At 52.8% G+C, this 20252-nt stretch carries 19 protein-coding genes; 9 read left to right on the forward strand and 10 right to left on the reverse strand.

The window, feature by feature from the left end:
* Positions 1–50: 50 nt before the first annotated feature.
* Both HV302_RS04775 and HV302_RS04780 read right to left on the reverse strand, forming a co-directional pair.
* Positions 51–1280: an amino acid permease gene (locus HV302_RS04775; protein WP_029139645.1), complete on the reverse strand. Its 1230-nt coding sequence runs from the start codon at positions 1278–1280 to the stop codon at positions 51–53.
* Positions 1281–1422: 142 nt separating this feature from the next.
* Positions 1423–1878, reverse strand: coding sequence for a multidrug/biocide efflux PACE transporter (locus tag HV302_RS04780; RefSeq protein ID WP_016154290.1), 456 nt, complete (start codon positions 1876–1878; stop codon positions 1423–1425).
* A gap of 101 nt (positions 1879–1979) precedes the next feature.
* Here HV302_RS04780 and HV302_RS04785 point away from each other — a divergent pair, with 101 nt between their 5' ends.
* The 4 genes from HV302_RS04785 (at position 1980) to kduD (ending at position 6285) form a co-directional block, all read left to right on the forward strand.
* Positions 1980–2864 (forward strand): LysR family transcriptional regulator, encoded by an 885-nt coding sequence (locus HV302_RS04785; RefSeq protein WP_047357807.1) that lies wholly within the window; start codon positions 1980–1982, stop codon positions 2862–2864.
* Between the two features lie 102 nt (positions 2865–2966).
* Complete coding sequence (locus HV302_RS04790; protein ID WP_006686936.1) at positions 2967–4145, forward strand: acetyl-CoA C-acetyltransferase; 1179 nt, start codon at positions 2967–2969, stop codon at positions 4143–4145.
* Between the two features lie 484 nt (positions 4146–4629).
* A complete protein-coding gene (gene kduI / locus HV302_RS04795; RefSeq protein ID WP_016154287.1) occupies positions 4630–5466 on the forward strand; it encodes a 5-dehydro-4-deoxy-D-glucuronate isomerase in 837 nt (278 codons plus the stop codon).
* A 57-nt stretch (positions 5467–5523) separates the two neighbouring features.
* Positions 5524–6285 (forward strand): 2-dehydro-3-deoxy-D-gluconate 5-dehydrogenase KduD, encoded by a 762-nt coding sequence (gene kduD, locus HV302_RS04800; protein WP_016154286.1) that lies wholly within the window; start codon positions 5524–5526, stop codon positions 6283–6285.
* A gap of 144 nt (positions 6286–6429) precedes the next feature.
* On the opposite strand, the gene HV302_RS04805 is transcribed toward kduD, so the two are convergent.
* On the reverse strand, positions 6430–6756 hold the full coding sequence (locus tag HV302_RS04805; RefSeq protein WP_065554331.1) for a cupin domain-containing protein: 327 nt from the start codon (positions 6754–6756) through the stop codon (positions 6430–6432).
* 137 nt (positions 6757–6893) lie between these two features.
* Between HV302_RS04805 and HV302_RS04810 the strand changes: the two genes are divergently transcribed.
* Positions 6894–7601 (forward strand): aspartate/glutamate racemase, encoded by a 708-nt coding sequence (locus HV302_RS04810; protein ID WP_047414387.1) that lies wholly within the window; start codon positions 6894–6896, stop codon positions 7599–7601.
* Here the strand turns inward: HV302_RS04810 and HV302_RS04815 are convergent.
* Positions 7573–8508, reverse strand: a complete 936-nt coding sequence (locus HV302_RS04815) for a LysR family transcriptional regulator (protein WP_181626978.1) — start codon at positions 8506–8508, stop codon at positions 7573–7575. The two genes, HV302_RS04810 and HV302_RS04815, sit on opposite strands and share 29 nt — an antisense overlap.
* 118 nt (positions 8509–8626) lie before the next feature.
* Between HV302_RS04815 and lysA the strand changes: the two genes are divergently transcribed.
* Positions 8627–9883 (forward strand): diaminopimelate decarboxylase, encoded by a 1257-nt coding sequence (lysA, locus tag HV302_RS04820; protein WP_016154282.1) that lies wholly within the window; start codon positions 8627–8629, stop codon positions 9881–9883.
* A gap of 51 nt (positions 9884–9934) precedes the next feature.
* On the opposite strand, the gene HV302_RS04825 is transcribed toward lysA, so the two are convergent.
* Positions 9935–10945: a LacI family DNA-binding transcriptional regulator gene (locus HV302_RS04825; RefSeq protein WP_181626979.1), complete on the reverse strand. Its 1011-nt coding sequence runs from the start codon at positions 10943–10945 to the stop codon at positions 9935–9937.
* A gap of 13 nt (positions 10946–10958) precedes the next feature.
* The gene (gene galR / locus HV302_RS04830) at positions 10959–11987 is read right to left on the reverse strand and encodes an HTH-type transcriptional regulator GalR (protein ID WP_016157382.1); all 1029 of its coding nucleotides are present in this window, start codon (positions 11985–11987) and stop codon (positions 10959–10961) included.
* Positions 11988–12585: 598 nt separating this feature from the next.
* Between galR and aas the strand changes: the two genes are divergently transcribed.
* The gene (gene aas, locus HV302_RS04835; protein WP_016154280.1) at positions 12586–14745 is read left to right on the forward strand and encodes a bifunctional acyl-ACP--phospholipid O-acyltransferase/long-chain-fatty-acid--ACP ligase; all 2160 of its coding nucleotides are present in this window, start codon (positions 12586–12588) and stop codon (positions 14743–14745) included.
* Positions 14738–15943 carry a lysophospholipid transporter LplT gene (gene lplT, locus HV302_RS04840; protein WP_016154279.1) on the forward strand — a complete coding sequence of 402 codons (1206 nt, stop codon included), beginning with the start codon at positions 14738–14740 and terminating at the stop codon, positions 15941–15943. The genes aas and lplT overlap by 8 nt, the downstream gene beginning before the upstream one ends.
* A 100-nt stretch (positions 15944–16043) precedes the next feature.
* On the opposite strand, the gene HV302_RS04845 is transcribed toward lplT, so the two are convergent.
* From HV302_RS04845 to mutH, 4 genes are all read right to left on the reverse strand, one after another.
* A complete protein-coding gene (locus tag HV302_RS04845) occupies positions 16044–17084 on the reverse strand; it encodes an NADP(H)-dependent aldo-keto reductase (RefSeq protein ID WP_181626980.1) in 1041 nt (346 codons plus the stop codon).
* A gap of 106 nt (positions 17085–17190) precedes the next feature.
* A complete protein-coding gene (gene ygdR, locus HV302_RS04850) occupies positions 17191–17409 on the reverse strand; it encodes a lipoprotein YgdR (RefSeq protein WP_000758660.1) in 219 nt (72 codons plus the stop codon).
* A gap of 144 nt (positions 17410–17553) precedes the next feature.
* Positions 17554–18267 carry a TerC family protein gene (locus HV302_RS04855; RefSeq protein WP_016154277.1) on the reverse strand — a complete coding sequence of 238 codons (714 nt, stop codon included), beginning with the start codon at positions 18265–18267 and terminating at the stop codon, positions 17554–17556.
* Between the two features lie 74 nt (positions 18268–18341).
* Positions 18342–19037: a DNA mismatch repair endonuclease MutH gene (gene mutH / locus HV302_RS04860; RefSeq protein ID WP_181626981.1), complete on the reverse strand. Its 696-nt coding sequence runs from the start codon at positions 19035–19037 to the stop codon at positions 18342–18344.
* Between the two features lie 684 nt (positions 19038–19721).
* Here mutH and rppH point away from each other — a divergent pair.
* Complete coding sequence (gene rppH / locus HV302_RS04865; protein ID WP_003825602.1) at positions 19722–20252, forward strand: RNA pyrophosphohydrolase; 531 nt, start codon at positions 19722–19724, stop codon at positions 20250–20252.

Here is a 20252-nt window from a genome sequence, read left to right on the forward strand (position 1 = left end):
AGTTTAACGGCTCATCCACATACTGATGAATGAGCCGTTAAAAACACGTTCTAGCCAAAAAACATCACAGATACGCACAGCAGACCGACAATCAGGGTGATCAGATTACCCACTGAACGGTACGGCTTTAGCGCCGGGATCAGATAGGTAGATAATGTCGGCATGATAAACAGAATCATGGCAATCAGCGGCCCGCTAATCGCGTAAATCATTGAAATTGCATTAGGGTTAATGCAGCAAATGATAAACGTAATGGTCGAAACCAGCATAATGGACAGGGCGCGGTTAAAGGCCCGGCTTTTCTTCACTCCCACCTGATGCAACGATGTTTTTACCACCTCGGTTGCCCCTTCAATCACGCCAAAGTAGGTGCCGAGGAACGATTTTGACATCGCCACGACGGCGACAATGATCCCAGAAATCGACAGCCATGCAGGTGCATTTGGCATCATCGATAGCGCTGACAGAATGGTCACCCCTTCATTTTTCGCGTCCTCGATATAGTTTGTCGGAATCGAAAGCAAACAGCTGAAGACGAAAAACAGCACGCTCAGGCAGATGATGACGTAGGCTACCTTCATGATTTTTTTGCATTTACCCATGGCCTGCTCGCCATATTTCTCACGTCGGTCGATGGCGAACGTCGAGATAATTGGCGTATGGCTAAAAGCGAAAACCATCACGGGAATAGATATCCAAACCTGATGAAGCGTGTGCTGATCGAAAGACATCTGGCCGGTGAGTAGCGTTGGCTGCCAGCTTCCGGTCAGGTAGAGCGAAAGGAACAAAAAGTACGCGATGAGCGGGAACACCAGAAAGCCCATTACCCGAATGGTTGCTTGTCGGCCCATCAGAAAAATCAGGTTCAGCACCAGCACCACGCCAAGACTGACCAGCATGCGAACACGCAGATCGATGGCGATATGTTTTGCCAGTTGTTCAGTGAGTGAATTGGTTATCGCCACGGCGTAGATCAGCACCACCACAAAGAAGGCAATAAAATAGAGGGTCGTGATCAGGCTGCCTATCTTTTTGCCGTAGTAGTGCGTAACTGCACCAGTAATCCCTTCACCTGCCGAGGTTTTTGAGGACAGGATAAACTGGCACAGCGCCTTGTGCGGCCAGTAGGTTAAAGGCCAGGCGACGAGTGCGGTGATAAACAGTACCACCGCGCCTGCAGAACCCAGCTGTATGGGGAGGAAGAGGGTTCCTGCGCCGACGGCAGTCCCATATAGTGCGAAGCTCCAGAGAGTCTCTTCTTTTGACCAAAATTTCGACATTATTTGAACGTATCAACTATAAAATAAACAAAAAGAAGCGCAATTTACCACAAATGGCAGGGGCTGGGGGAGGTGTCAACAAGCGGGCGAGTGAATGGATCAAAAGCCGGAACCGAGAAGATTCCGGCTATTGTTTGAATTATCAGGCAGTAACGCGCTGCTGGCGACGCTTCATAACGCGCTCGCGTAAAGTGTCATAAGCCCAGTTATAGAACATGGTGTATGGCAGGAAGAACAGGAAGAAACCTATTTCCAGCGTGAATGCCTGGAGCAGGCTGACGTTCAGCACATACGCCACGATGCTCACCCCGATGACAATAAAACCGCTCTCGAAGCCTAAGGCGTGGAATGCCCGCACTTTAGCCGTACGTTTTACCAGGTGCGACGGCCACAGTCGGTCAAACAGGGCGTTATAAATGATATTCCAGATCATCGCCGTCGTGGCGAGAAGAATGGTCAGTCCGCCCATTTCCAGCACCGAGCGCTGCATCAACCATGCGGTGGTTGGTGCGAGGATCGCGGTGGCAATGCCTTCAAAGCAGACGGCATGAAAAATTCGCTCCAGTAACGAGCGGCGTTGGACTGTATCGTGTTGCATAATCTAAAACCTTCTTTGATGCCCGGATAACGGAATGGTGGCAATTTTATCGTTTTATGTGATATATAAAAGATAGTATCCATCGATAAAGTAGATAGTTCATGCGTTACTCCCCTGAAGCGTTAACGGCATTTGTGGAGACCGTTTCCTGCGGCTCATTTTCTGCTGCGGCCCGGCGGCTGCGTAAAAGTCAGTCCACCATCAGCACGGCCATTGCGCATCTGGAAGCCGATCTCGGTTTTGCGCTGTTTGACCGCTCATCACGTCAGCCGACGCTAACCGAAGAAGGTAAGCGGGTGCTGGGCTATGTGCAGGCAATTTTGACGGCCAGCGAACGTCTTGATGAGGCAGCGATTTCGCTGTCGGGTGAAACGGAAGCGCGTCTGACCTTCGTTTTGTCTGACACGCTGCATCCGGATGTGCTGGAAGAATTGATGGTGCAGTTTGACCACAAGTTTCCCCATACCGAGTTTGAATGTCTGATTGGCGAAGATGAAGACGTTATCGATCTGCTGCAAAAAGGACGTGCTCAGGTTGGGTTGATCGAAGCGCGGGAGGATTACCCGACCGACATGGGCGTCACGCGTCTGCCGATGCAAACCTGGATGGGATTATACGTTGCGGCATCACATCCACTGGCGACTCAAGAAAAAATGCAGTGGGAACAGCTACATACCTGGCGAGAGCTGCGGCTGAATACCTATCTGGAGAGCGGCACCAACGTGGCGCGCGGCCCCGTCTGGTCGGCGCCTAACTATTTGTTGCTGCTGAGTATGGCGGTGCAGGGATTCGGCTGGTGCGCGCTCCCTTGTGCGCTGGTGGAGGAGTTTGCGGCAGAAAAACCGCTGGTTCAATTGATGCTGCCTGGCTGGCCAAAGGCTATCTCTATCGATCTGCTGTGGAATAAGAAATCACCGCCTGGCGTGGCGGGAAGTTGGCTGCGCGACCATTTACAGCAGAGTGGCGTTCAGATGACCAATAAATGATACGAATTTCCTTTGTGATAAAAATCACCGTTTTTAAACAACCTTGATAACTCTTTTTAACAATCATCTACTATTGCGGTGTTATTTTGCGCTGAGGTGGTGATGAAAGAGGTTGTGATAGTCGGGGCGTTACGGACACCGATCGGCTGCTTCCAGGGGACGCTGGCGCGCCACTCTGCCGTTGAATTAGGTAGCATGGTAGTCAGGGCGTTACTGGAGCGCACGGGCGTGGACGTTCACGCTGTGGATGAAGTGATCCTCGGACAGGTGCTTACCGCAGGTGCCGGGCAAAACCCGGCGCGTCAGTCCGCCATCAATGGTGGGCTACCCAATACCGTCTCCGCCATCACCATTAACGATGTCTGCGGCTCGGGTCTGAAAGCGCTGCATCTGGCGACCCAGGCTATCCAGTGCGGCGAAGCCGACATTGTGATTGCGGGCGGACAAGAGAATATGAGCCGTGCGCCGCATGTCCTTACTGATAGCCGTACCGGCGCACAGTTGGGCAACAGTCAACTGGTCGACAGCCTGGTGCATGACGGCCTGTGGGACGCTTTCAACGATTACCATATGGGCGTTACCGCGGAAAATCTGGCGCGGGAATATGGCATCAGCCGTGAACTACAGGATGCCTACGCACTGCATTCGCAGCACAAGGCGCGGATGGCAATTGACGCCGGGCGCTTTAAAGATGAAATCGTGCCGGTGGTAACGCAGCGTAATGGGCAATCGTTCGTGGTGGATACCGACGAACAGCCGCGCACCGATGCCAGCGCAGAAGGGCTGGCGCGTCTGGATCCGACCTTCGACAGGCTCGGTTCAGTAACCGCGGGCAACGCGTCATCCATCAATGATGGCGCCGCTGCGGTGATGATGATGAGCGAGGCTAAGGCCCAGGAGCTGAATTTGCCGGTGCTGGCCCGCATTCGTGCCTTTGCCAGCGTCGGGGTCGATCCCGCGCTCATGGGAATTGCGCCGGTGTACGCGACGCGCCGTTGCCTTGAGCGTGTGGGCTGGCAACTGGCTGATGTTGATCTTATCGAGGCCAACGAAGCCTTTGCCGCACAGGCATTGTCCGTTGGAAAAATGCTGGAGTGGGATGAACGGCGAGTGAATGTGAACGGCGGAGCCATTGCGCTCGGTCATCCGATTGGCGCATCTGGCTGCCGTATTCTGGTTTCACTGGTGCATGAAATGGTGAAGCGTCGGGCGCACAAGGGCCTGGCAACGTTATGTATCGGCGGTGGTCAGGGTGTGGCGCTCGCTATCGAGCGAGATTAACCACCCGAAGTTTTCTCTGCTTAAACGCCTTTCCCGCTGTATATCCCCTGCATCTATAAAAAAGCCCTCCAACAGGAGGGCAAGGCCAGTTACAGAAACATACACTCTAAACTCTGCTAACGTATCAAAACGGTGTTTCATTTCATGTGATTAACAGCGCACTTTGTTAGAAAAGGTGTGTGAACGGCATGTGAGGCTGGCTGTATTTTCAATGTCTTATCCCTACCCCTCATGAACTACTCTTGTTTATTTTTATCTATCTAATTGTTTTAAATAATTTTATTGAAGCCGTTCCCGCGATTTATATGCGCTAGCGTGATCGCAATTACACTTTTGATAATAAGATGCAGAAAAAGTGAAACGTTGTTTTATTTGTAATTGAAAACCCATTCCGGGAGGGATATCATGAGTGCATAAGATAAAACGGAACAGCGTTTTGCTATTCGTTTAAGCATTCACGGTCAATTTATCACTGGAGGTAAATGTGGACGTAAGACAAAGCATCCATAGTGCGCACGCGAAAACCCTGGATACTCAGGAGCTGCGTAATGAGTTTTTGGTCGAAGAAGTGTTTGTCGCAGATGAATACACCATGGTCTACAGCCACATTGACCGCATCATTGTTGGCGGCATTATGCCAGTGGCCAAAACCGTCTCTGTGGGTGGCGAAGTCGGCAAACAGCTGGGCGTAACCTACTTCCTCGAGCGTCGTGAGCTGGGGGTGATTAACATCGGTGGCCCGGGCACGATTACCGTTGACGGCCAGTGCTATGAAATTGGTCATCGTGACGCGCTGTACGTCGGGAAAGGGGCCAAAGAAGTGGTATTCGCCAGCATCGATACGGCGAAACCAGCGAAGTTTTACTACAACTGCGCGCCGGCCCACACGACTTATCCAACCAAAAAAGTCACGCCAGCAGACGTTGCACCAGTGACGCTGGGCGATGACCTCACCAGTAACCGTCGTACCATCAACAAATATTTTGTGCCGGATGTGCTGGAAACCTGCCAGTTGAGCATGGGTCTGACCGAACTGGCGCCGGGTAACCTGTGGAACACCATGCCGTGTCATACCCATGAACGTCGTATGGAAGTCTATTTCTATTTCAATATGGAAGAAGATACCTGCGTCTTCCACATGATGGGGCAGCCTCAGGAAACGCGTCATATTGTGATGCACAACGAGCAGGCGGTGATTTCGCCGAGCTGGTCAATTCACTCCGGCGTTGGCACAAAAGCTTATACGTTCATTTGGGGCATGGTCGGCGAAAACCAGGTCTTTGATGATATGGACCATGTAGCGGTCAAAGATCTGCGCTAGTTGCGGGCGATAGCCGTGCCTGCTGCGGCGGGCATTATAAAAAATTAAGGATTTACAATGATTTTGAATGCATTCTCTCTTGAAGGTAAGGTCGCCGTTGTGACCGGTTGTGACACTGGCCTGGGTCAGGGTATGGCGTTGGGTTTGGCTGAAGCGGGCTGCGATATCGTGGGGATCAACATCGTTGAACCGACGGAAACTATCGAACGCGTGACCGCGCTGGGGCGCCGTTTTTTAAGTCTGACCGCCGACCTGCGTCAAATTGACGGCATTCCGGCGCTGCTGGAGCGCGCAGTGGCAGAATTCGGTCATATCGATATTCTGGTCAACAACGCAGGTCTTATCCGTCGTGACGATGCGATCGACTTCAGCGAAAAAGACTGGGACGACGTGATGAACCTGAACATTAAGAGCGTGTTCTTTATGTCTCAGGCCGCGGCGAAGCACTTTATCGCTCAGGGTAACGGCGGCAAAATTATCAACATCGCTTCTATGCTTTCTTTCCAGGGCGGGATCCGCGTGCCGTCTTACACCGCGTCTAAAAGCGGCGTAATGGGCGTCACCCGCCTGATGGCGAACGAGTGGGCCAAACATAACATCAACGTCAACGCAATTGCGCCGGGTTACATGGCGACGAACAACACTCAACAGCTGCGCGCTGATGAGCAGCGTAGCGCAGAAATTCTCGATCGTATCCCGGCGGGTCGTTGGGGTCTGCCGAGTGACCTGATGGGGCCGATTGTGTTCCTGGCATCCAGCGCATCTGACTATATCAACGGCTATACCGTTGCGGTAGACGGCGGCTGGCTGGCGCGTTAATCTGCTTTCCAGAACTGACAAACCCTGCCCTTTGGCAGGTTTTGTCGGTTAAACATAAGGTGAATGTAGCAATACACCGGAGGCGACATATTCATTCCCTCTGGAACAACATTATGCCGCCAGGCAGATTACGAACAGATAAAATTACGCAGGCAGAAAATCTTCGCGCATGGGCGTAAAGGTATCGAGTAGCGTTCCCGGTTTTAAACAGACGCAGCCATGCATAATGTTGGGCTGTTTATATAGGGTATCGCCTGCCCTAACGACATGCATTTCTTCGCCGATGGTAAATTCAAACTCCCCAGACAAAACGTAAGTCAGCTGCTCATGCGGATGATTGTGCATCGGACCAATCGCGCCTTGCTCGAAGTTCACCTCAACCGCCATCATTTTACCGTCGTGAGCAAGAATGCGTCGGGTAACGCCATTGCCCAGATCTTCAAGGGTGGTCTCTTTATGAAAAATAAACATCTGGCCTTCCAGTAATTAAAACAATGTTTCATTAAACCTATATCAGAAAATTAAAAAAAGAAATGCACGCCAACAGATGTGGAAAGTTGATCACATCTTTGGTTCACTGGAGAGATAACAACAAATCAGGGGAAATGATGAAAACGATCGGTCTGTTAGGCGGTATGAGCTGGGAATCCACCATTCCTTATTATCGACTCATTAATGAAGGGGTAAAACAGCGTCTGGGTGGCCTGCACTCGGCACAGATTCTGTTGCACAGCGTAGATTTTCACGAGATCGAAGCCTGTCAGTCTGGCGGTGACTGGCAGCGGGCTGGGGAGATCCTCGCGCAGGCCGCCGCAGGGCTTCAGCAAGCTGGAGCGGAAGGGATTGTGCTGTGTACCAACACCATGCACAAAGTTGCTGAGGCGATTGAAACCGCCTGTGACGTGCCGTTCCTGCATATTGCCGATGCGACGGGTCGGGCCATACAAAAACAGCAGCTGAACAACGTGGCGCTACTGGGTACGCGCTACACCATGGAGCAGGATTTTTACCGCGGACGCCTACAGACTGAATTTGGTATTAGCACGCTTATTCCTGAGGCTGATGACCGTCAGAAAATAAACCAGATTATTTTCGACGAGCTGTGCCTCGGTGAGTTCAGCAACGCTTCCCGCGACTACTACCTGAGCGTAATTGATCAGTTGGCTAAACAGGGCGCTCAAGGGGTTATCTTTGGCTGTACCGAGATTGGTCTGCTGGTTCCAGCCGAGCTAAGTCCATTACCGGTTTTCGACACCGCGGCAATCCATGCGCAAGATGCGGTGGCGTTTATGCTTTCGTCTGTGGATACAAAATAGCCTCCAGCGGATCGATAAGTCTCGGGAGTTGGGCTTGCAGATGCGCCGTAAAAGCATCGACCAGCGCCGAGGCAGGGCGATGAAGTGGGTGGATCAGGCTGACCGTAAAGGGTACCGAAATGCTGAAGCGGCGGATAACCACTCCTCTGCTGGCATAATCCAGCGCGGTCAGTGGGTTTACCACCGAGATCCCCACGCCCGCCCGCACCATTGCACAAATTGAAGCGGCGCTGTGGGTTTCAATCACCATGCGGCGCTTCACCTGATGTTCGTTAAACAGGGTGTCCAGTAGCTGACGGTAACTGTCGGTCCGCGACAGGCTGATATAGTTCTCTCCCTGAAAATCCTGCGGCGTTAATACCGCTTTATCGGTCAGCGGATGCCCCTGCGGCAGTACGCACACTTCATCCAGCGCCAGCAATTCGGTGCGTTTCGTTCCGGCAGGCGTATGCAGCGTTTCCGTTAACCCCAGATCGTGACGCTGCGCCGACAGCCACTCTTCCAACAGTGGTGACTCCTGCGGCACTATCTGAATGTTGACCTGCGGATAGCGCGCAAGAAATGGCTGCAGCAGCGGCGGTAAAAAGGACTGCGAAAATACCGGCAGGCAAACAATCGACAATTCACCTTGACGAAATTCGCGCAGGCTTTCGGCGGCGCTCACAATTCTGTCCAGGCCGTACCACGAACGTTGTACCTCTTCAAACAGACGTAAGCCTTGCACGGTTGGATGCAGTCGGCCACGCGTGCGTTCAAACAGCGTTAATCCCAGGACTTTTTCGAATCGGGCCAGTTCACGGCTGACGGTGGGCTGCGAGGTATGTAGCATGCGCGCGGCTTCCGTCAGATTACCAGCGGTCATGATGGCGTGAAAAATTTCAATGTGGCGCAGGTTAACCGCGGGCATAAGCAATCCTCGAATGAGCTAATCCATATCATTTTTGCATAGACTCAAGATAAAACGATATTTTTTATTCTTTTTGAGCTGTGGCGTAATCATAAAAAAGCCAATACCGGAGCACGCCATGCCACGCCCACTCAACAACACAGACACTGACCTGACCGCCGACAACCTGTTGCGCCTGCCTGCCGAATTCGGCTGCCCGGTGTGGGTCTATGATGCGCAGATTATTCGCGCGCAGATTGCCAAACTGAGTCAGTTTGACGTGGTGCGTTTTGCCCAGAAGGCATGTTCGAATATTCATATTTTGCGCCTGATGCGCGAGCAGGGCGTGAAGGTCGATTCCGTCTCGCTTGGCGAAATTGAACGCGCGCTGGCGGCAGGTTTTGTACCGGGCAAAGATGAGATTGTCTTTACCGCCGATATGATTGATGAAGCGACGCTCGCCCGGGTGCATGAATTGAGCATTCCGGTAAATGCCGGGTCGGTCGATATGCTGGAACAACTGGGCCAGCTCTCGCCGGGCCATCGCGTGTGGCTCCGCGTAAACCCTGGCTTTGGGCATGGACACAGTCAGAAAACCAATACCGGGGGAGAGAACAGCAAGCACGGCATCTGGTACAGCGATCTTCCGGCGGCGCTGGAGGTAATTCAGCGCTATAAGCTGAAGCTGGTAGGTATTCATATGCATATCGGCTCTGGCGTGGACTACGCGCATCTGGAGCAGGTGTGCGGCGCGATGGTGCGTCAGGTGGTGGAATTTGGTCAGGATCTGGAGGCGATCTCCGCAGGCGGCGGTTTATCAATCCCGTATCGCGAAGGTGAAGAGGCGATCGACACCGATCACTATTTTGGATTGTGGAACGCCGCGCGCGATAGTATTGCGCGTCATCTGGGCCATGCCGTCAAACTGGAGATCGAACCAGGGCGTTTTCTGGTCGCGGAAGCTGGTGTGTTAGTGGCGCAGGTGCGCAGCGTAAAAGAGATGGGCAGCCGTCACTTTGTGCTGATCGATGCGGGCTTCAACGATCTGATGCGCCCGGCCATGTACGGTAGCTATCACCATATCTCCGCGCTGGCGGGAGATGGTCGTTCTCTGCAACAAACTCCTCAACGAGAGACCGTGGTGGCCGGACCGCTGTGCGAATCAGGCGACGTGTTTACCCAGCAGGAAGGCGGAAATGTGGAAACCCGTCTGTTGCCTGCGGTGGTGCCGGGTGATTATCTGGTTTTGCATGATACCGGGGCGTACGGAGCGTCAATGTCGTCAAACTACAATAGCCGCCCGCTGCTACCGGAGGTCTTGTTTGATAACGGCGTGGCGCGACTGATTCGTCGTCGCCAGACCATTGATGAGCTGTTAGCGCTGGAATTAATCTGAGTAAAGCTGGCCGGATAAGGTGCTTGCGTCGCCATCCGGCTCTTTTTCATATTACTTAAAGTACGGTCCGAGCGTTACTGAGTCACGTAATACCAGTTTGCCGGTAAACGGAGGGATCGGCTCCACGCTCTCACCGTTGGCCAGACGTATAGCCTGGTCGATTGCCGTGGTTATCATGGTATCAATCGGCAGATAAACGGTAGATAACCCCGGTTCCAGCCATTTGGCGCTGGGCGCATCATCAAAACCAAACAGCGAGACGTCCGTCGGGAGCCTCAGTCCGGCCTGATGTAACGCTTTTGATGCACCTAATGCCATGTCATCGTTACAGGCGAACAGGGCGCTGAATTTCACCCCTTCCTCCAGCAGTTCTCGACAGGCTTCATAGCCTCGCGTCATCGTGGAGTCGCCGTATTTAACCTTATCAGGATCCCAGGGAATACCGTTTTTTTCCAGAGCCTTACGATACCCCATCAGGCGGGATTTACCGGTAGGCGTATGGCCTGGCACGGTGATACAAGCAATATCGCTGTGCCCCTGCGAGATCAGATAATTGACCGCCTGATACGCCGCGTCTTCCTGCTCAAAGAAAATCGCGCGATCGCGGGCCTGACTGACATCACGGTTGATGACCAGCAAGGGCATCGCAATGCTGTTCATCAGCGACATAATCGCCTTTTCACTCATATAGCGGGTATAGAGAATAATGGCGTCGCACTGCCTGTCGGCCAGCATTTGCACGGCTTCCTGCTCACGCTCCGGCGTGTCGTGACCATCGGTGACGATCAACTGCTTGCCGTGAGACTCCGTCTGGCGCGAGGCCTGTTGCAGCAGGCGGCCAAAGTAGAATCCATCAAATGTGGAAACCACCAGGCCAATGCTGTTGCTGGTGCGATTCGCCAAAGAGCGCGCTAAAAAGTTGGGCCGATAATCGAGTGCCTGCATGGCCTTGAACACTTTCTGGCGCGTGCTCTCTTTTACCTGACCCGTTCCATTTAGTACGCGCGAAACGGTCGCTTTTGAGACGCCTGCGTGTCGTGAAACGTCCAACATCGTAGTCATGACGCAATCCTGGTTAATCGTTTGACGATGAGTTCCCCGGCTCTGTCAGCGCCGAAACGGAATGGCGACGCACCAGAGTTGGGTTAAAGACGTGGGTAATTTCAGGTGCGGGTCGCTTCTCCGCCAACGCGAGCGCCAGTTCGGCGGCCTGGGTTGCCATCGTCACGATGGGATAGCGTACCGTGGTCAGACGTGGGCGCACATAGCGGGAAATCAGCACATCATCAAAGCCAATCAGCGAGATTTCTCCCGGCACATCAATGCCGTTATCATTCAATACGCCCATGGCGCCAGCCGCCATTGAGTCGTTGTAGCAGGCTACCGCAGTGAAGTTTTTGCCACGACCAAGTAACTCAGTCATGGCCTGTTCACCACCGCTTTCATCCGGTTCGCCGAACGTCACCAGTCGATCGCTTACCGGTATATTGCTCTCCGCCAGCGCGTCGTAATAGCCTTGCAGACGATCTTCCGCATCAGAAATACTGTGATTGGAACACAGGTAGCCAATGCGCGTATGGCCCTGTTGAATAAGGTGTCGGGTAGCGAGCCACGCGCCGAAACGGTCATCGAGGGCAACGCAGCGTTGTTCGAATCCCGGCAGAATTCGGTTAATCAATACCATGCCGGGGATTTGCTTCATTAATGAAGCCAAATCCGCATCCGGGATGATTTTGGCATGGACAACAAGGGCCGCGCAGCGGTGGCGAATGAGCTGTTCAATCGCCTGACGTTCCTTCTGTTCATTATGGTAGCCGTTGCCAATCAGCAAAAAATTCCCGGTGTTATAGGCCACCTGCTCGACAGCTTTAACCATTGCCCCAAAGAATGGATCGGACACATCACCAACGACCAGACCGATGGTTTCAGTGGATTGTTGCGCCAGTGCACGCGCATTCGCATTGGGGTGGTAGCTGAGTGATTCCATTGCACTCGTTACGGCCAGACGCGATGCTTCGCTGGCTTTGGGGGAATCATTGATCACTCGAGAAACGGTGGCGACTGATACACCAGCTAGTCGGGCTACATCCTTTATGGTCGCCATGATAGTACCTGTTGTGGGTAAACGCTTACATTCCGTCAGTGTTACGGAAAATGGCTGGCTGTTCAAGCAGATTGCCCGTCAGGACCTCGCAAATGTGAGCGCGCGCGAGCGAAGTAAGACAGAAAATAGAAAATGCTAATTTTTGCTTACACTTTGCGATGTGCTGTTGCGATTGTTCGCTGGTGGGAGAACTGAGCGGATTGCTAAAGTTGGGATCCCAGAGGTATTGATAGGTGAAATCAACTTTCGGGTTGATCACTAGAATTACACCAGCCTGCGCAGATGCGCAGGTTTTTTTTTGCCTTCAGCCTATCTGTAACAGTAACCGATAATTTACACAACTCGTTGCATTTGGGTTCATTCCTTTGCGTTTTCGTACTGGCGTATCTGGCTGCTGACGACCACAATCAAGATCCCAGAGGTATTGATTGGTGAGATTATTCGGTACGCACTTCGTACCTGTCTCTTGCACCGACCTGCGCGGATGCGCAGGTTTTTTTTCGGACTGTATTTACCTGTTTACCTGTCGCGCCCATTCCCCAACTCGTATACTCTCCCACCATTAATGTTTCTATAATTAATGGCACAGGGAGTTGAGATGCTATTTGGCTTTTTTCGTAATCTGTTTCGCGTGCTTTTCCGCGTTCGCGTCACGGGCAATGTCAGCGCGCTACAGGGAGAACGCGTTCTAATCACTCCCAACCATGTCTCATTTATAGACGGCATCCTACTGGCGCTATTTTTACCGATTCGTCCCGTCTTCGCCGTTTACACCTCGATCAGCCAGCAATGGTATATGCGCTGGCTAACCCCGCTGATTGACTTCGTGCCGTTAGACCCAACCAAACCGATGTCGATTAAGCATCTGGTCCGTCTGGTCGAGCAGGGCCGTCCGGTGGTGATTTTTCCCGAAGGACGCATTTCGACCACCGGTTCGTTGATGAAAATATATGACGGTGCCGGGTTTGTCGCCGCGAAGTCGGGAGCGACGGTCGTTCCTGTCCGCATTGAGGGAGCAGAGCTTTCCCACTTCAGCCGCCTGAAAGGTCTGGTTAAACAGCGATTCTTCCCGCGTATCCAACTGCACATTCTACCGCCGACTCAAATGCCAATGCCGGAAGCCCCGCGAGCGCGCGATCGCCGCAAAATCGCCGGTGAAATGCTGCATCAAATTATGATGGAAGCACGCATGGCGGTACGCCCGCGTGAAACGCTATACGAGTCGCTGCTGGCGGCAAAATACCGTTTTGGCGCGGGCAAAAACTGCATTGAAGATGTTAACTTTACGCCAGACAGCTACCGCAAACTGCTGACTAAGACGCTCTTTGTGGCCCGTATTCTGGAAAAATACAGCGCCGAAGGTGAAAAAATCGGCCTGATGCTGCCAAATGCGGGGATCAGCGCGGCGGTCATTTTTGGAGCCATTGCGCGTCGACGCATTCCGGCCATGATGAACTACACGGCGGGCGTGAAAGGGTTAACCAGCGCCATTACTGCGTCTGAAATCAAAACGATCTTCACTTCCCGACAGTTTCTCGATAAAGGCAAACTCTGGCATCTACCGGAACAGCTCACCCAGGTACGCTGGGTTTATCTGGAAGATTTAAAAGCCGATGTGACGTTGAGCGATAAGCTGTGGATTTTCTCACATCTGCTGGCACCGCATCTGGCGCAGGTGAAACAGCAGCCGGAAGAGGCTGCTGTGATCCTCTTTACGTCTGGTTCGGAAGGCCATCCGAAAGGCGTGGTCCACAGCCACAAGAGTATTCTGGCGAACGTTGAGCAGATTAAAACAATTGCCGATTTCACCGCCGATGACCGCTTTATGTCGGCACTGCCGCTGTTCCACTCCTTTGGCCTGACGGTGGGATTATTCACGCCGCTACTGACCGGTGCGGAAGTGTTTCTTTATCCCAGCCCGCTTCATTACCGCATTGTGCCGGAGCTGGTATACGACCGGAACTGCACCGTGTTGTTTGGTACTTCAACGTTCCTCGGTAACTATGCGCGTTTCGCGCACCCGTACGATTTCCACCGCTTGCGCTATGTGGTGGCAGGCGCGGAAAAACTGCAAGACAGCACAAAGCAGCTATGGCAGGAGAAATTTGGCCTGCGCGTCCTTGAAGGCTATGGCGTGACGGAATGTGCGCCGGTTGTGTCGATCAATGTGCCGATGGCGGCAAAATCAGGAACGGTAGGGCGCATCTTGCCTGGCATGGATGCCCGACTGCTGGCTGTTCCGGGTATTGAGGACGGTGGGCGTTTACAACTGAAAGGCCCGAATATTATGAGCGGCTATTTGCGCGTCGAAAAACCTGGCGTGCTGGAAGTGCCGACGGCAGAAAATGCGCAGGGTGAGATTGAGCGCGGCTGGTATGACACCGGAGACATCGTCCGCTTTGATGAAAACGGCTTTGTACAGATCCAGGGGCGCGCCAAGCGTTTTGCTAAAATTGCCGGAGAGATGGTCTCGCTGGAAATGGTTGAGCAACTGGCATTGGCGGTATCTGCAGACAAAATGCACGCCACGGCGATCAAGAGCGATGCCAGCAAAGGTGAGGCGCTGGTGCTGTTCACTACCGACAGCGAACTCACGCGTGAAAAACTACAGCAGTATGCGCGAGCGCATGGCGTGCCTGAACTTGCCGTACCGCGTGATATTCGCCACCTGAAGCAACTCCCATTACTCGGCAGCGGTAAGCCGGATTTTGTTACGCTGAAAAGCTGGGTCGATGAGCCGGAAAAACAACATGATTGAGTCAGCGCACACTAACACTTCAATCTGGTCCAAAGGGATGATGTCCGTCATCGCCGCGCAGTTTCTGTCGGCGTTTGGCGATAACGCGCTGCTGTTCGCCACGCTGGCGCTGCTGAAGGAACAATTTTATCCGGACTGGAGCCAGCCAATCCTGCAAATGGTGTTTGTGGGCGCTTACATCCTGTTTGCGCCATTTGTTGGACAGGTGGCGGATAGCTTTGCCAAAGGCAGAGTGATGATGTTCGCGAACGCCCTGAAACTGCTGGGCGCGGCGAGTATTTGCTTCGGCATTAATCCGTTTCTCGGGTATACGCTGGTGGGGATTGGCGCGGCCGCGTACTCACCGGCCAAGTATGGCATTCTCGGTGAATTGACCACCGGTGACAAACTGGTGAAAGCCAACGGCCTGATGGAAGCCTCCACCATCGCCGCGATTTTGCTCGGTTCTGTCGCCGGCGGCGTTCTGGCCGACTGGCATGTGATTGCCGCACTTTCTGCCTGTGCGCTGGCCTATGCTGGCGCCGTGGTGGCTAACCTGTACATCCCGAAACTGGCCGCGGCTCGTCCTGGCCAATCCTGGCATCTGGGGAAAATGACGCGCAGTTTCTTCTGCGCCGCCTCTTCGCTGTGGCGCAACGGTGAAACCCGTTTTTCGTTGGTCGGAACCAGCCTTTTTTGGGGCGCGGGCGTCACGCTGCGTTTTCTGCTGGTGCTGTGGGTTCCGGTGGCGCTCGGCATCACCGATAACGCTACGCCGACCTACCTCAATGCTATGGTAGCGATTGGGATTGTCGTAGGCGCGGGGGCGGCAGCGAAGCTGGTGACGCTGGAAACCGTGTCGCGCTGTATGCCAGCGGGGATCCTGATTGGCGTCGTGGTGCTGATTTTCTCACTTCAGCATGCGCTGCTTCCGGCTTACGCGTTGCTGATGCTTATCGGCGTGTCAGGTGGCTTCTTTGTGGTACCGCTGAATGCGTTGCTGCAGGAGCGGGGCAAGAAAAGTGTTGGTGCGGGTAATGCGATCGCGGTGCAAAACCTGGGCGAAAACAGCGCGATGCTGCTGATGCTTGGGATTTACTCACTGGCAGTGCTGGTGGGGATCCCGGCGGTAGCGATTGGTATTGGATTCGGCGCGCTGTTTGCGCTGGCGATTGCGGCGCTGTGGATTTGGCAGCGCCGCCAGCCTGGTACGAGATGAGTGAACAATGAATGTACCGGATGGCAGCGTCGCCTTATCAGGCCTACAGAGAGCAGCAATTTGTAGGTCTGATAAGCGTAGCGCCATCAGGCACTAACCGTCACGGTGCAGGATAGGTATACACCTGATGCACCGCTTCAATCTCTGCCAGTACTTCTTCGCTCAACTCCAGATGCAGGCTTTCAACGTTGGTTTTTAGCTGCTCCATCGTCGTGGCTCCCAGCAGGGTGCTGGCGACAAACGGCTGACGACGCACGAATGCCAGCGCCATTTGCGCAGGATCCAGATTATGGCGTTTCGCGATATCCGCATAGGCCGCAACGGCTTTTTGCGTTTGCTCACCGCTGTAACGCGTGAAACGGCTAAACAGCGTATTGCGTGCACCGGCTGGCTTCGCGCCGTTCAGGTATTTACCGGTTAATGTACCGAAGCCAAGGCAAGAGTAGGCCAGCAGTTCAACGCCTTCATACTGGCTCACTTCCGCCAGTCCAACCTCATAGCTGCGATTCAGCAGGCTGTAGGGGTTCTGGATGGTGGCGATGCGCGGCAGATCGTGTTTGTCCGCCAGGTGCAGGTAGCGCATCACGCCAAACGCGGTTTCATTGGACACGCCGATGTAGCGAATTTTCCCCGCGCGCTGAAACTCTGCCAGCGCGTCCAGCGTATCCAGCAGCGAAACGACTGGCGCAGAGTCCGTCCAGCTGTAGCCTAACTTACCAAAGCAGTTGGTCGGGCGCTGCGGCCAGTGAACCTGATACAGATCCAGGTAATCGGTTTGCAGTCTTTTCAGACTGTCGTGCAGCGCTTCACGAATATTTTTACGGTCCAGCGCCTGATTCGGTCGAATACCGCTGTCGTTGTTACGTGAAGGTCCACTCACCTTAGAAGCAACGATTAGCTTTTCACGGCTGCCGTGTTTGGCGAGCCAGTTACCTACGTAGGTTTCGGTGAGACCCTGGGTTTCAGGACGCGGCGGTACCGGATACATCTCGGCAACGTCGATCAAATTTATGCCTTGTTCTACGGCATAATCGAGCTGTGCATGTGCGTCGGCTTCGCTGTTTTGTTCACCAAACGTCATTGTGCCCAGCCCCAGTGTACTGACTTCAAGCGAGCTGTGGGGTATACGGTGATATTGCATAGCCGTTTCCTTTTTATAATCACGACATAAGGATTATAAAAATGGCTGAGGGAAGAGAAAAAGGGAAGTAAAATTGTTAAGGCCAGCGCGCTGCTGACCTCAACCATCAGCGTTCAATGATTTGAGACACATCATCGCGATTAATCTGCATCGCATTGCCTTGCTGGTCGTGATAGCTCACCAGACCGGTATCATCGTCAATTTCTGGTTTTCCATCGGTCAGGATCATTCGACCATCTTTTGTCGCCATTACATAATCACTGCTGCATCCGGAAACGGCAAAAGCCAGTCCTACGGCGGAAATCAAAACTGCCCATTTTTTCATCTGCTTATCCTCACATGGCCTGCATCTGACAATAGTTTAGTAATAACGCGAAGTTGTGCATGGCGAAAGCAGTAAAATCTTAAACTGTGAGAAGAGGTAGGTGTGGCGCGCATTCGCTCCCCGTGCGGGGAGCGATGGATTTCATCAGAGCGGATTTTTTTTATTACGCCACAGGTTCAGGGTCTCTACCGCAATAGAGAAGAACATGGCGAAATAGATATATCCTTTCGGAACGTGGACGTCGAAACTTTCCAGAATTAGCGTGAAACCGACCAGAATCAGGAACGAGAGCGCCAGCATTTTTACCGAAGGATGGCGGTCGACAAAATCGCCAATCGGGCGTGCAGCAAACATCATCACACCCACGGCAATCACCACTGCCGCCATCATGATAAACAGATGATCGGACAAGCCTACCGCAGTAATCACGGAATCCAGGCTGAAGATTATGTCTAACAACATGATCTGCACAATCGCGCCCAGAAAAGAGGAAACGCGGGTTTTCAGCCCCTCTTCCTCACCTTCAATGGATTCGTGGATCTCCTTACTGGCTTTCCAGATCAGGAACAATCCCCCGAGTAGAAGGATCAGGTCGCGCGCTGATATTGCCTCGCCAAACACTTCGAATAGCGGGTTTGTCAGACGCGTTACCCAGGCAATAGAGGCGAGCAGTGCCAGACGCATGATCATCGCCGCCGCAAGCCCAATACGTCGGGCATGATTGCGTTGCGCTGTCGGGAGTTTGGCTACAACCAGAGAGAGGAAAATAATATTGTCGATCCCAAGAACGATCTCCAGCAGCGTCAGCGTACCGAGCGCAAGCCAGGCGTTAGGATCGGTTATCCATGCAAATAACATCGAACAAAGTCCTGCCAAAAAAAAGAAGCGGTAATTATAGGCCCGTAACGCGGCGGGTGAAAGACCGGACGGTGCTATTGCGCCTGGAACAAGAAATGTCGCTCAAGCAATGCGCGCGTGAAGTTCTTTTTCAAGTAAAAACCGCGTGGTAGGGTCAGGATGGGTTCGCCATGGGCGCCAATGGCCTCGGTAAGCGCTCGGGCGTTGGCGGCTTTAGGACGCAGCTGTAGCACTTCCCCATGGCGGGCAGTGATGCGTTCGACGTGGCCTAACACTATCATGTCCATCAACTCTTCCCAGTCCAGACGCAATTGCCGGTCTTCTTCTTCATTCGGGCTCCACAGCAGGGGAGAACCGACGCGGCGCTCAGCCAGCGGGATGCTGCGTTCGCCTTCTACCGGGATCCACAGAACGCGTTTAAGTTTGTGCCGCACATGGCTGGTTTCCCAGGTAACGCCGGTATTGCCGGTTAACGGTGCCACGCACACAAAGGTGGTTTCCAGCGGTCTGCCAAGGCTATCCACTGGGATTGTTTTCAGCTCCACGCCCAGCGCCGCAAAATCCTGTTCCGGTTTGCTGCCCGCACTGGCGCCAAGCCAGATTTCCAGTAGTACGCCAATCCAGCCTTTATCGCGCTTGAGATCCTTGGGTGCGACGAGTCCCGCCATTGCCGCCAACTCTCCCAGCGCGTAGCCCGAAAGCTGCCGTGCCTGACTCAACAACTGGGCTTCAGATTCAGGGGGAGAAAGCAGCGGATGGAGTTCTGACATCGGGTTAACCCTTAGGTGAAAAAATGAGCAAAGATTTTATACCGTGTGGACAGAGTTTATCTTTTTCCACATGCTTTATTCAATTCTATGATTTATATTGGTTTTTAGATTCACATACGCAGAGTTGCGCAACAGCGAAGCGGGTTTTCCAATTCTGGTCACTGACAATGAACAGGATCTTACACCATGTTATCCACAGAAAGATGGGATAACTGTGAAAAACCCCCACTACTGTTTCAATTTACAGCCTTGACGTGCGACGAAAATCGAATTTTCACACAAATTGTGCCTAACTTATTGGCATAATCTGTGGATAAAACCAACGCTGGTCGATCTTTCATCAGCCTGAAGATCGTGTGCGTGATATACGTCACGTTTCTATGGGTTTATTTGCGCTGAACGGTTTTAACTTTATGAATATAGAAGACTATTTTTGATATGTGACGAATGTCTTATTCGGACTGTTCTGGGTTTTCCCATAGTAATTCCGTACTTCTTCACAACTATATCCACAGAAAAGGTGAATAAAATCGCCTTGCTTGCCCTTCTTCTGTTTATAACTCCGCCCTTAGCTGTGAGTTATTCAATTGTTATTAGAGTATCGCGCCCTTAACAGAGTGGTTTACCGCCTCTCTGGAGTGTGAAACAATCGTTTGTATATAAGGTTTATATTGAGGTAGTCCGGTGATTGATGACGATGGCTACCGCCCGAATGTAGGGATAGTAATTTGTAACCGCCAGGGGCAGGTCATGTGGGCCCGGCGATTTGGTCAGCACTCCTGGCAATTCCCGCAAGGTGGGATAAATGCAGGAGAGACAGCAGAGCAGGCGATGTACCGGGAACTCTTTGAAGAAGTGGGTCTTAGTCGTAAAGATGTACGGATCCTTGCTTCTACTCGTAACTGGTTGCGTTACAAGTTACCGAAACGTTTGGTGCGTTGGGACACGAAGCCGGTTTGTATCGGCCAGAAACAAAAATGGTTTCTTCTGCAATTGGTCAGCAGCGATGCTGAAATCAATATGCAAACCAGCAGTACACCTGAGTTCGACGGCTGGCGCTGGGTGAGTTACTGGTATCCGGTTCGACAGGTGGTGTCATTTAAACGCGATGTCTATCGCAGGGTGATGAAAGAATTCGCAAGTGTTGTCATGGCGCTTCAGGAGAGCACTCCTAAGCCGCAAAGCGCACCTGCGTACAGACGTAAAAGAGGTTAA

Source organism: Citrobacter sp. RHBSTW-00859 (assembly GCF_013729795.1).
Lineage (GTDB): Bacteria > Pseudomonadota > Gammaproteobacteria > Enterobacterales > Enterobacteriaceae > Citrobacter > Citrobacter braakii.

What these genes read in the sequence shown, in the direction of transcription:
- HV302_RS04845 (WP_181626980.1), bottom strand. Translation starts at nt 17,084, where the DNA reads ATGCAATATCACCGTATACCCCACAGCTCGCTTGAAGTCAGTACACTG.
- aas (WP_016154280.1), top strand. Translation starts at nt 12,586, where the DNA reads ATGCTATTTGGCTTTTTTCGTAATCTGTTTCGCGTGCTTTTCCGCGTT.
- HV302_RS04810 (WP_047414387.1), top strand. Translation starts at nt 6,894, where the DNA reads ATGAAAACGATCGGTCTGTTAGGCGGTATGAGCTGGGAATCCACCATT.
- HV302_RS04775 (WP_029139645.1), bottom strand. Translation starts at nt 1,280, where the DNA reads ATGTCGAAATTTTGGTCAAAAGAAGAGACTCTCTGGAGCTTCGCACTA.
- lplT (WP_016154279.1), top strand. Translation starts at nt 14,738, where the DNA reads ATGATTGAGTCAGCGCACACTAACACTTCAATCTGGTCCAAAGGGATG.
- mutH (WP_181626981.1), bottom strand. Translation starts at nt 19,037, where the DNA reads ATGTCAGAACTCCATCCGCTGCTTTCTCCCCCTGAATCTGAAGCCCAG.
- lysA (WP_016154282.1), top strand. Translation starts at nt 8,627, where the DNA reads ATGCCACGCCCACTCAACAACACAGACACTGACCTGACCGCCGACAAC.
- HV302_RS04785 (WP_047357807.1), top strand. Translation starts at nt 1,980, where the DNA reads ATGCGTTACTCCCCTGAAGCGTTAACGGCATTTGTGGAGACCGTTTCC.
- HV302_RS04825 (WP_181626979.1), bottom strand. Translation starts at nt 10,945, where the DNA reads ATGACTACGATGTTGGACGTTTCACGACACGCAGGCGTCTCAAAAGCG.
- HV302_RS04855 (WP_016154277.1), bottom strand. Translation starts at nt 18,267, where the DNA reads ATGTTATTTGCATGGATAACCGATCCTAACGCCTGGCTTGCGCTCGGT.
- kduD (WP_016154286.1), top strand. Translation starts at nt 5,524, where the DNA reads ATGATTTTGAATGCATTCTCTCTTGAAGGTAAGGTCGCCGTTGTGACC.
- HV302_RS04780 (WP_016154290.1), bottom strand. Translation starts at nt 1,878, where the DNA reads ATGCAACACGATACAGTCCAACGCCGCTCGTTACTGGAGCGAATTTTT.
- galR (WP_016157382.1), bottom strand. Translation starts at nt 11,987, where the DNA reads ATGGCGACCATAAAGGATGTAGCCCGACTAGCTGGTGTATCAGTCGCC.
- HV302_RS04790 (WP_006686936.1), top strand. Translation starts at nt 2,967, where the DNA reads ATGAAAGAGGTTGTGATAGTCGGGGCGTTACGGACACCGATCGGCTGC.
- HV302_RS04805 (WP_065554331.1), bottom strand. Translation starts at nt 6,756, where the DNA reads ATGTTTATTTTTCATAAAGAGACCACCCTTGAAGATCTGGGCAATGGC.
- ygdR (WP_000758660.1), bottom strand. Translation starts at nt 17,409, where the DNA reads ATGAAAAAATGGGCAGTTTTGATTTCCGCCGTAGGACTGGCTTTTGCC.
- HV302_RS04815 (WP_181626978.1), bottom strand. Translation starts at nt 8,508, where the DNA reads ATGCCCGCGGTTAACCTGCGCCACATTGAAATTTTTCACGCCATCATG.